At 72.0% G+C, this 13,256-nt stretch carries 11 protein-coding genes; 3 read left to right on the forward strand and 8 right to left on the reverse strand.

Annotation, left to right across the window (positions count from 1 at the left end):
* The first annotated feature begins 550 nt into the window (after positions 1-550).
* Positions 551-1,849, forward strand: coding sequence for a PHB depolymerase family esterase (locus tag ABZV00_RS31395; RefSeq protein WP_355612952.1), 1,299 nt, complete (start codon positions 551-553; stop codon positions 1,847-1,849).
* A 34-nt stretch (positions 1,850-1,883) separates the two neighbouring features.
* Positions 1,884-3,254 carry an endo-1,4-beta-xylanase gene (locus ABZV00_RS31400; RefSeq protein WP_355612955.1) on the forward strand — a complete coding sequence of 457 codons (1,371 nt, stop codon included), beginning with the start codon at positions 1,884-1,886 and terminating at the stop codon, positions 3,252-3,254.
* A gap of 111 nt (positions 3,255-3,365) precedes the next feature.
* Here the strand turns inward: ABZV00_RS31400 and ABZV00_RS31405 are convergent, their stop codons facing one another.
* The 8 genes from ABZV00_RS31405 to ABZV00_RS31440 form a co-directional block, all read right to left on the reverse strand.
* The gene (locus ABZV00_RS31405) at positions 3,366-4,808 is read right to left on the reverse strand and encodes a hypothetical protein (RefSeq protein ID WP_355612957.1); all 1,443 of its coding nucleotides are present in this window, start codon (positions 4,806-4,808) and stop codon (positions 3,366-3,368) included.
* 20 nt (positions 4,809-4,828) lie between these two features.
* Entirely contained in the window at positions 4,829-5,386 is a 558-nt protein-coding gene (locus tag ABZV00_RS31410; RefSeq protein WP_355612960.1) for a DUF3558 family protein, read from the reverse strand.
* A gap of 14 nt (positions 5,387-5,400) precedes the next feature.
* Positions 5,401-5,667 (reverse strand): hypothetical protein, encoded by a 267-nt coding sequence (locus ABZV00_RS31415; RefSeq protein WP_355612963.1) that lies wholly within the window; start codon positions 5,665-5,667, stop codon positions 5,401-5,403.
* A 46-nt stretch (positions 5,668-5,713) separates the two neighbouring features.
* Positions 5,714-8,464: an AAA family ATPase gene (locus ABZV00_RS31420; RefSeq protein ID WP_355612966.1), complete on the reverse strand. Its 2,751-nt coding sequence runs from the start codon at positions 8,462-8,464 to the stop codon at positions 5,714-5,716.
* 65 nt (positions 8,465-8,529) lie between these two features.
* Positions 8,530-8,973 (reverse strand): hypothetical protein, encoded by a 444-nt coding sequence (locus ABZV00_RS31425; protein ID WP_355612968.1) that lies wholly within the window; start codon positions 8,971-8,973, stop codon positions 8,530-8,532.
* Between the two features lie 73 nt (positions 8,974-9,046).
* Positions 9,047-10,450, reverse strand: a complete 1,404-nt coding sequence (gene sthA, locus ABZV00_RS31430) for a Si-specific NAD(P)(+) transhydrogenase (RefSeq protein WP_328415887.1) — start codon at positions 10,448-10,450, stop codon at positions 9,047-9,049.
* 57 nt (positions 10,451-10,507) lie between these two features.
* Complete coding sequence (locus tag ABZV00_RS31435; protein WP_328415888.1) at positions 10,508-11,146, reverse strand: response regulator transcription factor; 639 nt, start codon at positions 11,144-11,146, stop codon at positions 10,508-10,510.
* Complete coding sequence (locus ABZV00_RS31440) at positions 11,143-12,345, reverse strand: histidine kinase (RefSeq protein ID WP_355612972.1); 1,203 nt, start codon at positions 12,343-12,345, stop codon at positions 11,143-11,145. Before ABZV00_RS31440 ends, ABZV00_RS31435 begins: the two co-directional genes overlap by 4 nt.
* Before the next feature lie 147 nt (positions 12,346-12,492).
* On the opposite strand from ABZV00_RS31440, the gene ABZV00_RS31445 reads away from it, so the two are divergent.
* The gene (locus ABZV00_RS31445; RefSeq protein ID WP_355612975.1) at positions 12,493-13,251 is read left to right on the forward strand and encodes an ABC transporter ATP-binding protein; all 759 of its coding nucleotides are present in this window, start codon (positions 12,493-12,495) and stop codon (positions 13,249-13,251) included.
* Positions 13,252-13,256: the final 5 nt, after the last annotated feature.

Consider the following 13,256-nt stretch of genomic DNA (forward strand, 5'->3'; position numbering starts at 1 on the left):
CCCTCATCGCCCTGGCCATGCTCAGCCTCGGCGGCCACCGACCCGAACTACCCCGAAGATGACCACCCCACCCACACACCCGACACAAGACCCATTTTTATGCCTCAGAGTCATCACGCTTTGAGCGGTGACATCGATCCGGTGGGTCAGGCGACGATGGTGCCGAGGGCGGGCATGCCGCTGTCCGGATCAGCCCACGCCGGAACACCTTCAGTCCCGTCCAGGTGTGACTTCCGGCCGGAGCACCGAGCCGAGCCACCGGTTGGGCCATGGAGATCGTCGAACTCGTGGAAGCGGACGATCCGACCGGGAGTCGAGCAACCACCGGCTATCGGGAATGTTGCGGTAACACGTCGCCACCGGTGTTCGGCGAAAATGGTCGCTGCGCAGGCTGCCGCCCGGTCCGGGCGGCGAAAGGTTTCCGGAAGTCTTGACAATCGAGCATCCTCGATTGAAGCTGACACAGTCACGCGAGCCGCGGTCAGGGTCGGGCGAAGGGCAGTCCTCGATCTACTCCCCTTCCATGCGCCACTCTCCCCAGGAATCGCGAATGAGACTGAAGAAAAGAATGCTTGGCGCCCTCATGGCGACCGTGACGCTGGCCGCTGCCGCGTTGGCGTTCGCCGCGCCAGCCTCGGCGGCCACGTTGACCGAGGTGACAGGCTTCGGCAGCAACCCCACCAACCTGCGGATGCACCTGTACGTCCCGGACCGGGTGGCGTCCCGGCCGGCGATCCTGCTCGCCCTGCACTACTGCACCGGCTCAGGTCCGGCGTACCACTCCGGCACGCAGTACGCGTCCCTCGCGGACCGGTACGGGTTCATCGTGATCTACCCGTCGGTGACCCGCGGCAGCCTCTGCTGGGACGTGTCCTCGCCGCAGGCACTGCGCCGGGGCGGTGGCAGCGACCCGGTCGGGCTCATGTCGATGGTCGACCACGTGCGGCAGCGGTACGCCGCCGACCCGGACCGGATCTTCGCCACCGGCACCTCGTCCGGGGCGATGATGACGAACGTCATGCTGGGCGTCTACCCGGACGTGTTCACGGCGGGCGCGTCCTTCGCCGGGGTGCCGTTCGGCTGTTTCGCCACCGGCGGCAGTTCGGAGTGGAACAGCGAGTGCGCGAACGGTCAGCTCATCAGGACTCCGCAGCAGTGGGGGGACCTGGTGCGCGAGGCGTACCCGGGCTACACCGGCCGGCGACCGCGGATGCAGATCTGGCACGGCACCAACGATGAGACGCTGCGCTACCCGAACTTCGGCGAGCAGGTCAAGCAGTGGACCAACGTGCACGGGCTGAGCCAGACCCCGACGTACACCGACTCACCGCAGGCCGGCTACACCCGGACCCGGTACGGGAACAGTGGCGGCACGGCTCCGGTCGAGGCGATCAGCATGCAGGGCGTCTCGCACAACCTGGCGGTCGACGCCGCGCAGGTGCTCCGCTTCTTCGGGCTGGACGGTGCCACCCCGCCGCCGACGACCCCGCCGCCCACCACTCCGCCCCCGACGACTCCGCCCCCGACCGGGGGTGCCTGCCGGATCGGGTACGCGGTCAACGCCTGGAACACCGGACTCACCGCGAGCGTGACCATCACCAACACCGGTGCGGCGCCGGTGAACGGATGGGCGCTGACCTTCACGCTGCCCACCGGTCAGCGGATCACCAACGGCTGGAACGCGCAGTACTCCCCGGCGAGCGGCGCGGTGACCGCCCGCAACGTCTCCTACAACGCCGCCATCGCGCCGAACGCGTCGGTCGACATCGGCTTCCAGGCCACCCACGAGGGCGGCACCGGAAGACCGTCGTCCTTCGCCCTGAACGGCGTCGCCTGTTGGACCTCCTGACCCCGACACCACCACCCAGAACTGGAGTTGCACGATGCGAAACCCGCAATGGAAGGCGGCCTCAAGAGCCGCGATCGCGCTGGCCGGGGTGGGTGCTCTCGCCGCCGGCATGGCGATGCTCCTGGCGGCTCCCGCCGCCGCCGGCACCACGCTCGGTGCGTCCGCCGCCGAGCAGGGTCGGTACTTCGGCACGGCCGTGGCCGCGAACAAGCTGAGCGACAGCGCCTACACCACGATCCTGAACCGTGAGTTCAACTCGGTGACGCCCGAGAACGAGATGAAGATCGACGCGACTGAACCGCAGCAGGGTCAGTTCAGCTACGGCGCTGCCGACCAGATCGTCAACCACGCGCGCAGTCGAGGGATGAGCGTGCGCGGTCACACCCTGGCCTGGCACTCGCAGCAGCCGGGCTGGATGCAGAACATGAGTGGCAGCGCGCTGCGGCAGGCGATGCTTAACCACGTCACCCAGGTGGCGACCCACTTCCGGGGTCAGGTCGTGGCGTGGGATGTGGTGAACGAGGCGTTCGCCGACGGCAGCTCGGGTGCCCGGCGCGACTCCAACCTTCAGCGGACCGGGAACGACTGGATCGAGGCGGCGTTCCGGGCCGCCCGTGCCGCCGATCCCGCCGCGAAGCTCTGCTACAACGACTACAACACCGACGACTGGTCGCATGCCAAGACCCAGGCCGTGTACACGATGGTGCGGGACTTCAAGCAGCGCGGCGTGCCCATCGACTGCGTCGGCCTCCAGTCGCACTTCAACAGCGGCTCGCCGTACCCGAGCAACTACCGCACCACGTTGTCCAGCTTCGCGGCGCTCGGCGTCGACGTGCAGATCACCGAGCTGGACATCGAGGGGGCCTCCGCGGCCACGTACCGCAGTGTCGTTCAGGACTGTCTCGCCGTGCCCCGCTGCAACGGCATCACCGTCTGGGGCATCCGGGACAGCGATTCGTGGCGGGCTTCGCAGAACCCGTTGCTGTTCACCAGCGGCGGCGCCAAGAAGCCGGCGTACGACGCGGTGCTCGCCGCGCTCAACAACGGGACGACCCCGCCGCCGACCACTCCGCCCCCGACCACTCCGCCGCCCACGACCCCGCCCCCGGGGCCTGGTGGCTGCACCGCGACGGTGTCGGTGAACCAGTGGACGGGTGGCTTCGTGGGGACGGTGCGGGTGACCGCCGGATCGTCGGCCCTCAACTCCTGGGCGGTGACGATCACGTTGCCGACGGGCGCGACGGTCACCAACGCCTGGAACGCCAACCGCAGCGGTGACACCGGCACCACGCGCTGGACGAACGTGGCCTACAACGGCCGGGTCGGCGCCGGTCAGTCCACCGAGTTCGGCTTCCAGGCCAATGGCACCGCCGGCACCCTGACCCCGACCTGCGCGGCAGGCTGACGCCACACCGGACGGTGTGGAGGGTGCCCCGAACCCTCCACGCCGTCCGGCCCGGAACCGGGCACGCCCGGCCCTGGCTGCGGCGCCCCCCACTGCGCTCAGCCAGGGCCGTCAGGCCCGGCAGATCTTGACGTCCGGCTGGATGTCCAGCTTGTTGAACACGTTGTCCACCCGACCGATGCCCGACTTCGCCTCGATCGACCCGGCGTTGATCAGTTCGAGGAAGGCGTTGACCGCCTTCACCAGGCCGGCGGGGATGCTGTAGCCGACGCCGTAGTCCAGGAACAGGCCGAGCTGGGTGCTGCGGCACAGCTCGATCGGCGCGCCCAGGGCGGAGCCGACGGTCAGCCCCACCGTGGCGGTCACCGTGGCATACAGGCCGGCGGTGAAGCCGAAGGCGCCCAGACCGGCTCGGAAGGCTGCCTGGTAATGGACGATGATGCCGCTGACACCGACCGACGGGCCGTAGATGGAGTCGGTGATGCTGTTGCGGACGGTCAGGTTCCAGGGTTTCGTGACGCCGAAGGCGCCGTCGGCGTAGCCGAACCCGAGGGAGCCGCCCAGCGACCATTCGCCGGCCGCCTTGATGTTGCCGTCCTTGGCGCTGAACGCCGTCTGCACCCCGACAAGCTGGTTGGCGGTGATGGAGAACGGGACGCCGAGGATCTCGCCGACCGGCACGCTGAAGTCCAGCGGGATCGGAATGCGTTTGTTGACGTTCCGCCCCGCGTCGGTGGCACCCGCGATCTCGATCCGCAGCCCGGCCATACCGCCGATCTGCAGTTCCGCCCGACGGATCGCGCCACCCCGGATCTCCAGGTGGAACCGGGCCGTCGGGTTCTTCATCAGCAGCGTCACCGTGCCGACGATGCGGATACCGCCGCCGTCGTAAGTGAACCGCGCGCCGACTCCGCTCGCGCAGCAGAACGGGGTGACCGCGAACCCGGCGATCCGCTGCTCACCCGCGCCGGCCGCCGGCCGAATCGCGCTCTGCCGCCCAGTGCCGGCCGCCATCCCGACCACCGGCGTCACCGAGCCGCCGCCCCCGCCGGCCTCGCCGTCGTACTCAGCCCAGAACGGCGTGCCCGCGTCGTACCGGGTCGGATTGTCCAGGGAGACCGGCCGGTCACCGGCGAAGGTGCCGTCGCGGATCACCTGCGTGATGTCCACCGGTCCCAGGGTCACCGCCAGGTCCTCCCCGTCGCGGCGTACATCGAGCACCCGTCCGACCGCCCGACCGGTGAGGAACATGACCCTGCCCCGGGCGAGCCGGTCGGCACCGCTGGCGGCGGGATCGATGCGCCAGGTGAGCGCATCCTCGGAGAGCCCGCGCACCGATCCACCGCCGCCGCCCACGAACACCACGTCGGGTTGATAGGTCACGTCCGGATTGGGCGCGGGCGCCGCACCGTACCGCTGGTCACCGCCGGTGCCACCGGCCGGCGGACCGGGCGGCGTCGGGTCCGCTGCACCCCGATCGCAGGCCGCCGGGAGCAACAGGGTCACCGCGAGCAGCGCCACCATCGCACGGTGCCGCCGGGCTCCGGGTGCCATCACGTCCCCTCCGCCGCGGGTCACAGCCGGCCGGCGGTCGTACGGGCCAGGGTCTCCAGGGCCGCGCGGTACCTGGCTGGGTCATCGGTGCGGACGAGTCGGATGGAGACCCACACCCCGCCCTTGCTGACGAAGACGGTGCCGTCCTCGGCGTACGCCTCGTCGCCGGCACCGCTGATCGGGGTCAGCTCGTGCCCGAGTTCGCGTTCGATGTCGAGGAACTTCTTCGCGCCGGGGCCGACGAACACCTCGACCTGGGCGGTCGGACCGCTGACCGGGCCGGTGTAGGTGCAGGTGTCCCGGTCCGGCGCCGGCTTCTCCAGCGGGTCCTGCAGCGGGGTGCCGGCCAGCTTCTCAGCCTCCTGCTTGGACACCAGGGCGCAGGCGTCAACGGCCGGCGCGGCAGGCGACTCCTCCGCCGGGGCGGCGGCCGACGGGTCGCCGTCGGGCGTGGCCGTGACGCTCTGCCCGGCGTCGGCCACCGGGGCGGCCGGACCATCGTCCGCTCCGCCGCAGGCGACCAGCGGGATGAGCAGCAGTGAGCACCACACGGGTGCGATCAGACGGCGCACAGTCATGCTTCCCTCGCTGGTCAGGGGAGTTCCGGATTGGTGGGGGCGGTCCCGGGTGGATGGATCCACCGAGCCGGGATCAGGCGGTCGACCCGCCATGCGGCGGCTGCGGCGGCCGCGGCCACCACCTCCGCGTTGGGGCCTTCGACCAGCGCGATCACGACGTCGTCGGTCGGTAGCCGGACGGCGGCGACCAGCCGACAGTCTGGGGTGCCGAACGCCGGCGCCGCCCCGTCCGTGTCGGGGGAGCGGTCGTACTGCTCCAGTGCGAACAGGTAGCCGGCCATGACCTGAGGCTAGGTCGCAGCCGGTGGCGAGGAATCGGGCGTTTCCCTACGCTTGCGCGTCGGCCCTGCTCATCGCGGCACCCAGCTCGGCGCGGGTGGAGATGCTGAGCTTGCGGTAGATCCGAGCCAGGTTCGCCTCGACGGTTTTCGGGCTGATGAACAGCTCGTCGGCGATGGCCCGGTTGGTCCGCCCGCGCGCCGCGAGCTGGGCCACCCGCTCCTCGGTGGCGGTGAGGTGCCGGGGTGTCGGTGGGCGGCCACCGACGCGAGCCAACTCCGCCCGGGCCCGGTCCGCGAACGCCGCCGCGCCGATCGCGGTGAACTCCGCGAGCGCTCCCTCCAACGCCTGCCGGGCCGGCAGCTTGCGGCGGGACCTGCGGTGCACGATCCCGGCCACGAGCAGGCAGCGGGCGCGGTCCAACGGCAGCACATCCGGTGGTACGGCGTCCCGCGCCACCGTCAGCGCGTCGAGCGCCTCGCCGGGGTCGACGCCGGTGGCGCTGTCCAACAGCGCGCGGGCCCGGGCGGAGCCGAGCGTCGTCCAGGGACGCGGCAGCCGGCGGTGTCGGGCTGTCAGACGCTCCAGCACGGCCGCCGCCCGGTCGAGATCGCCCACCGCGACGCACGCCTCGATCCAGTCCGGCTCGAACCGCATGGCGAGTGGCTCCACCAGACCGTTGGCGTCGATGGTCGCGGCCAGGCTGGTGTACGCGGACGCGGCCTCCTCCATCCGGCCGGCGGAGAGGGCCACGAACCCGGCCAACTGCTGGTGGATCCGTCGGCACCAGTCGTCGTCCAACTCGTCGGCGAGCCGCAGGCCGGACTCGGCCACCCGGGTCGCCTCGGCCAACCGCCCCCGGTGCGCGTCGAGCAGCCCGGCCAGCCAGGTCTCACCGACGAGGCCGGTGCCGAGCTGGTCACCGAGCTCCCGAGCCGCGGTGATGTGCCGTTCGGCCTCGTCCCACCGCCCGGCCAGCAATTCGGCTTCCCCGAGGTGGGAGAGCAGCTCGTGTTGCAGCGGCTCGTCGCCCCGGGCCTCGGCGCGGCCGAGCATCCGGTGCAGCCGCCGCCGGGCCCGTTCCGCGTCGTCGATCGACTTCCACCAGATCGCGGGCACGGTGCTCGCCAGCCAGGCCGGTTCGTCACCCTCCAAAGTGAGGGCCCGGTCCAACAGGTCGGTACGCGGCGCCTGGCCGAGCCGTACCTCCTGGAAGAAGAGCAGGACCAGGGCGGCGGCGAGCAGGTCGTGGTCGTCGTGGCGTCCGTCCAGCAGCGTGGCGGCGGCCTCGGCGTGCTCCCGGGCCGCTTCCGTCCGGTCGTCGAAGACGGCGAGGTGGGCGTGGATGCGCCCGGCCAGCGCCGAGTCGGGTCGGGCCGCCGCCAGCGCCCGGGTGCCGTTGTCCACCGCCACCCGGGCTGCCTCACCGCCAGACCAGGCGACGACGGCGCGCAGCAGCAGCGACTCCGCCCGGACGTCGCCGTCGAACTCCGACGCGACCGCCTCGGCCGCCTGTCGGGCCGCCGGGAAGTCGCCACTGTCGAATCGGCAGCGGGCCGCCGCGAGTCGCCGGTGGCCCAGGCGTACCCGGTCGTCGGCCGGGGTGAGCTGGCCGGCGCGGTCGTGCAGCTCTGCGGCGAGGTCGGGTGCGCCCCGGCTGTGCCACCGCGCGGCTGCGGCGGCGAGGGTGTCCGCGACCACCGGGTCCGGGTCCGTCGCGCAGAGCGCGAGGTGTCGGGCCCGCTCGTCCGGATCGGTGAGCAGGTCGGCGAGCTGCCGGTGCAGCCGGCGGCGGACTCCCGGCGGGATGCCGGCCCGGACGGCGGCCGCGTACACCGGATGGGTGAAGCGCACGCCGGTCGGCGTCACGACGATCAGCCCGGCCTCCTCGGGCGCGTCCAGCGCGGCGGCGGACACCTCCGCCGCCGCCAGGTCGGCCAGGGTGGGCACGGTCAGCAGCGCGGCCAGTCGCACCGCGGCGCGGCTGGCCAGGGGCAGCCCGGCGAGGACGTCCGCGAGCAGGTGGTGCATGGACGCGGCCACCGGCAGGTCGTCGCCGGGTGCGGGTTGGCGCGGCAGGCGTTGTACCGCCCGGACCACCTCGATGGCCAGCAGCGGGTTGCCGTCGGCCTCCCGGGCCACTCGGACGAGCATCGGCCGGCTGAGCGTGGCGCCGAGCTGATCGCGCAGGACGTGGTGCAGCGCGCCGACGTCGAGCGGTGGCACCTCGACACGGCCGACCGGGTCGCCGTTGCGGCCCTCGTCGAGCCCGAGGGGTACGTCTCCGGGCGCACCCGGGCCGCGTCGGCGGCTCACCAGGGTGGCCAGGCCGGTCACTCGGCGCAGCGCGTACCGCAACGCGCGTTCGCTGGGCCGGTCCAGCCAGGGCGCGTCGTCCACCGCGACGAGCACCGCCGGGTGGGTGTTCGCCGCCGTCGCGGCTTCCAGCAGCGACCGGGTGGCCGCCCCGACCACCCGCACGTCGACCGCCTCGTGGGCGTCGCCGGAGAGGAGCACCACCTCGGCCGCGACCCGCTGTGGCCGGGGCAGCGCGGCGACCCGGTCGGCGAGCGGGCGGAGCAGGTCGGCCAGGGCCGCGTACGGAAGCTCGGATTCGGCCTCGGTGGGCGCGCAGCTCAGCACCAGCCAACCCGCCTGCGCGGCCTGCGCGACCAGCGCCCGCCACAACTCGGTCTTGCCGATGCCGGCGGGCCCCTCCAGCAGCACCGGCCCGGGTTGGCTCAGCAGCTGCCAGGCCCGGTCGAACACCTCGTCCCGCCCGACGATGCCGCGTCGCATGGACGAATTCTGGCAGCCGACCAGGGCGGCCGGACATCCCGCCAACGGGTGACCGGGTGCGGCCGTCAGTCGCCGGAGTATCCCCAGAAGTAGATCTCCTCGGGTCGGCCCTGCACGTCGTGCAGGACCGCGCAGCGGCCGAACCAGCTCCGCTCGGCCAGATCCTTGATGATTCCCAGATGCTCGCGGGTGAGCCGCTCGGTCCCGGTGAGGCGCAACGCCTCGGCGGCGCTCACCGGCTCGACGGTGCCGTAGTCGGGCCTCTCACCATCGTTCAGGACCCGGTAGACGTCGAGGATGGAGTGCGTCCCCGACTCCTGCACCGCCTCGTCGTTGAAGAGCTCCTCCATCGTGGTGGGGCGGTCGTCGTAGTCCTTGGCCGAGTTGGGGATCTCGCCCCGGGCCCACCAGTAGTCGCCCTCGGCGAACACCTTGTCCCGCAGGGCGTCCAACGCCGCGTCCAGGTCTGGCTGGTACGCGACGACGTAGCTCCACCCGGATGCGCCCACGACTGCCTCTTTCTCCCATGCTGCAACAGTGTCGGCACCCTAGCGAAAACCACCGACACGCGTTGGCGATGTGTCAGCCGTCGATCCGGGTGATGTTGCGGATCTTGTTGGACGCGTCCAGGGCGGCCACCTTGTACGCCTCGGCGAGCGTCGGGTAGTTGAACACCGCGTCGACCAGGTAGTCGATCGTGCCGCCGCAGCCGATCACCGCCTGCCCGATGTGGACGATCTCGGTGGCGGCGGTACCGAACACGTGCACGCCGAGCAGCCGACCGTCGTCGGGGGAGACGAGCAGTTTCAGCATGCCGTACGAGTCACCCACGATCTGACCACGGGCCAGCTCGCGGTAGCGCGCGATACCCACCTCGAACGGCGTCGAGGCGTCGGTGAGCTGTGCCTCGGTCTGCCCGACGAAGCTGATCTCCGGGATCGTGTAGATGCCGATCGGCTGCAGGCCGTGCATCTCCCGGACCGGCTCGCCGCAGGCGTGCTGGGCGGCCAGCCGGCCCTGCTCCATCGAGGTGGACGCGAGCGCCGGGAAGCCGATCACGTCACCGACCGCGTAGATGTTGTCCACCGAGGTGCGGTAGTTGGCGTCGACCGTGATCCGGCCGCGTCTGTCCGCCTGCAGCCCGGCCAACTCCAGCGCCAGGTCGTCGGTCTGGCCCTGCCGGCCGGCCGAGTACATGACGGTGTCCGCGACGATCTTCTTGCCGCTCTTCAGGATGCACAGCGCCGCCGTCTGGTGCTTCTCCACCGCGGCGACCTCCTCGCCGAAGCGGAACGCCACGGACAGGTCGCGCAGGTGGTACTTGAGCGACTCGACGACCTCCTCGTCGCAGAAGTCGAGCATCCGGTCGCGGCGTTCCACCACGGTCACCTTGGTGCCGAGCGCGGCGAACATGGACGCGTACTCCATGCCGATCACGCCGGCACCGACCACGACCATGCTGCGGGGTACGGCCTGGAGGTTGATGACGCCGTCGGAGTCCACAATGGTCCGGTCGTCGAAGTCGACGCTGTCCGGGCGGGCCGGGCGGGTGCCCGCCGCAATGATGATTTTGTCGAAGGTCACCTTGGACTCGCGCCCGGAGCCGCCGTCTACCCAGATCGCGTGGGCGTCGGCGAACCGGCCGGTCCCGGTGATCATCGCGACCCGGTTGCGGGCGAGCTGGTTGCGGATGACGTCGGTCTGCCGGGTGATCACGTGCTGGGTGCGGGCGGCCAGGTCGCTGACCGTGATCTCTTCCTTGACCCGGTAGCTGCTGCCGTAGAGGTCCCGCTGGCTCAGCCCGGTCAGATAGAGCACCGCCTCGCGCAGCGTCTTGGAGGGGACGGTGCCGGTGTTGATGCACACCCCACCGATCATGTCGCGGCGGTCCACGATGCCGACCCGCCTGCCGAGCTTGGCGGCCGCGATCGCAGCCTTCTGACCACTGGGTCCGGAGCCCAGCACCAACAGGTCGTAGTCATACACGAGCGTTAGCGTCGCAAGATGTCGCGGCCCGCGCCAGACCCGGCTTCGGCGGGCCTGCTAGCCGACGAGGCGGCGTTCCCAGGCCCAGGCGGCGATCTCGACGCGGTTGCGGGCCGGGAGCTTCGTCTGCACGCTGGCCAGGTGGGTCTTGACCGTGCCCACGGCGATGAAGAGCTGGGTGGCGATCTCGGCGTTGGTCAGGCCCCGGGCGACGAGTTTCACGACGTCGAGTTCCCGGGGGGACAGGCCGGCGTGGTCCCGCGCCGGAGCGGGCGGGCTGAGGTGTTCCAGCAGCCGTACGGTGATGGACGGGCTGATCAACGCGTCGCCGGACACGGCCGCGCGGACCGCCTCCACGAGCAGCGCGGGGCCGGAGTCCTTGAGCAGGAAGCCGCAGGCGCCGTTGGACAGCGCGGTGTGCACGTACTCGTCGAGGTCGAAGGTCGTGACCACGACGACCCTGACCGGGTCGGTGACGCCGGGCCCGGCGAGCAGCCGCAGCGCTTCGAGGCCGTCGAGGCGGGGCATCCGGATGTCCAGCAGCACCACGTCCGGTCGCAGGCGCCGGGCCAGCTCGACCGCGACGACCCCGTCGGCGGCCTCGCCGACCACCTCCATGTCCGATTGCGCCCCGATGATCATGCCGAAGCCGGTCCGGACCATCGCCTGGTCGTCGGCGATCAGTACCCGGATCACCGGACCACCGCCGGGCGCAGCGGCAGCGCCGCGTCGAGCACCCAACCGCCGGCGACGCCGGGCCCGGCGGTGATCGTGCCGCCGAGGGCACGTACCCCCTCACTGAGGCCGATCAGGCCGAAGCCGTGCCCTCGGGCCGGCGCGGTGCGCGGGGTCGCGCCGTCGTCGGCGACCCGGACCAGCAGCCAGTCCGGGGTACGGCGCACGGACACGTCCACCGACCGGGCGTCCGGGGCGTGCTGGCGGGTGTTGGTCAGCCCCTCCATCACCACCCGGTACGCCGAGGTCGAGACCTCCACCGGCAGCCCGTCCAGCGGCCCGTCGACGTGCAGCCGGGCCGGCGCGTTCGTCGTGCCGTTGTGGCCCTCCAGCAACGGCGCCAGGTCGGCCACGCCGGCCAGTGGGGCCAGCGGCGCGTCCGGCGGGGCGTCCGGATTGCGCAGGACGCCGACCATCCGCCGCATCGAGGCCATCGTCTCGGCGCCGGCGCGCTCGATCTGCTCCAGAGCGACGATCACCCGCTGCGGGTCCTGCTCGGCGACGAACCGGGCTCCCTGCGCCTGCACCACGATGCCGGTCACGTGGTGGGCGATGAAATCGTGCAGGTCGCGGGCGAACTCGGCGCGCTGTTCGGCCCGGACCAGCGCGATCGTCCGTTCCCGTCCGGCGGCGACCACGCGTAGGTAGATCCCGACCGCGGCGGCGCCGACCGCGGCGAGTGCCTGGAGCAGCCCGAAGATCACGTAGACGCTCTCGGCGCCGGCGCGCAGCGGCAGCGCGGCGGCGGCGAGCGCGGCGACCACCGCCGCCCACGGCGCGAGCCGGGGCGCGCCGCGCCGGGCCACCACGAAGACCACCGCCAACAGGCCGGCGGACTCCGCCAGACCCCAGGTGCCGCCGATGGGGCGGGTACCGGCCCCGGTGAGCACGACGACACCGCCGGTGACGGCGAGTGAGGTGGCGCCCAGCAGGAGCGCCGCCAGTGGCAACAGCCGGGAGCCCTGCCGGTGCACGGGCAGCCAGACCAGCGTGGTCGCCATCGCCAGCCCCAACCGCACCAGGAGGAGCAGGGCAAAGGCTGTGCCCATCCCCCGAAGCAGGCCGAACCGCAGGTCGAAGAGGCCGAGCAGGGCCATGGCCGCCAGGCCGGCGAGCTGGCCCAGGCGTATCCACCAATTCGAGAATCCCGGCGCGTTCATCGTGACCCAGCGTAGCCAGGTCGGCGGGTCGGCCGGATCGGCCGAAAGGCAGACCCGGCGCCCGCGATCCCGGACCGCGGGCCGATGCGGCCACCCACCCTCGCGGGCGAGGCTTCCCCGGTCACTGTCGCAGCCACTGGAGGAACCATGACAACGCACGCCCCGCCGGAGACCAGCCACGCCGCCGTCGCCGCGGTCGACCTGGTGAAGGTGTACGGCAGCGGCGACACCGCGGTCCGTGCCCTGGACGGGGTCTCGGTCGGCTTCGGCCGGGCCGAGTTCACCGCGATCATGGGGTCCTCCGGGTCCGGCAAGTCGACGCTGATGCACTGCCTCGCCGGTCTGGACACGGCCACCTCCGGCCGGGTCCTGCTCGGTGGCACGGAGCTCACGGGCCGGTCCGACCGGACGCTGACCCGGGTGCGCCGGGACCGGATCGGGTTCGTCTTCCAGTCGTTCAACCTGCTGCCGCAGCTCACCGCCGCGCAGAACATCACGCTGCCGCTGGATCTCGCCGGCCGGCAGCCCGACGGTGAACTCCTCGCGCACCTGGTCGACGTGCTGGGGCTCGGCCAGCGGCTGGGTCACCGGCCCAGCGAGCTCTCCGGCGGTCAGCAGCAGCGGGTGGCGCTGGCCCGGGCGCTGGTGTCGCGTCCCGAGGTGGTCTTCGCCGACGAGCCCACCGGCAACCTCGACTCCCGCTCCGGCGCGGAGGTGCTCACCATCCTGCGCGACTCGGTACGCGACCTCGGTCAGACGGTCGTCATGGTCACCCACGACCCGATCGCCGCCGCGTACGCCGACCGGGTGGTGCTGCTCGCCGACGGCCGGGTCGCCGGGGAGATCGACAAGCCGGACCAGGGCTCGGTCACCGACGCGCTGCGCGATCTGGCGGCCGGCGCATGAGGGCG

Origin of the sequence: Micromonospora sp. NPDC005173 (assembly GCF_040608515.1) — a bacterium.
In the GTDB taxonomy this organism is placed as follows: domain Bacteria; phylum Actinomycetota; class Actinomycetes; order Mycobacteriales; family Micromonosporaceae; genus Micromonospora.

Bases quoted from the DNA above. Each gene is read 5' to 3' on its own strand.
- ABZV00_RS31410 (WP_355612960.1), bottom strand. From the start codon at position 5,386: ATGACTGTGCGCCGTCTGATCGCACCCGTGTGGTGCTCACTGCTGCTC.
- ABZV00_RS31440 (WP_355612972.1), bottom strand. From the start codon at position 12,345: ATGAACGCGCCGGGATTCTCGAATTGGTGGATACGCCTGGGCCAGCTC.
- ABZV00_RS31400 (WP_355612955.1), top strand. From the start codon at position 1,884: ATGCGAAACCCGCAATGGAAGGCGGCCTCAAGAGCCGCGATCGCGCTG.
- ABZV00_RS31415 (WP_355612963.1), bottom strand. From the start codon at position 5,667: ATGGCCGGCTACCTGTTCGCACTGGAGCAGTACGACCGCTCCCCCGAC.
- ABZV00_RS31395 (WP_355612952.1), top strand. From the start codon at position 551: ATGAGACTGAAGAAAAGAATGCTTGGCGCCCTCATGGCGACCGTGACG.
- ABZV00_RS31405 (WP_355612957.1), bottom strand. From the start codon at position 4,808: ATGGCACCCGGAGCCCGGCGGCACCGTGCGATGGTGGCGCTGCTCGCG.
- ABZV00_RS31445 (WP_355612975.1), top strand. From the start codon at position 12,493: ATGACAACGCACGCCCCGCCGGAGACCAGCCACGCCGCCGTCGCCGCG.
- ABZV00_RS31420 (WP_355612966.1), bottom strand. From the start codon at position 8,464: ATGCGACGCGGCATCGTCGGGCGGGACGAGGTGTTCGACCGGGCCTGG.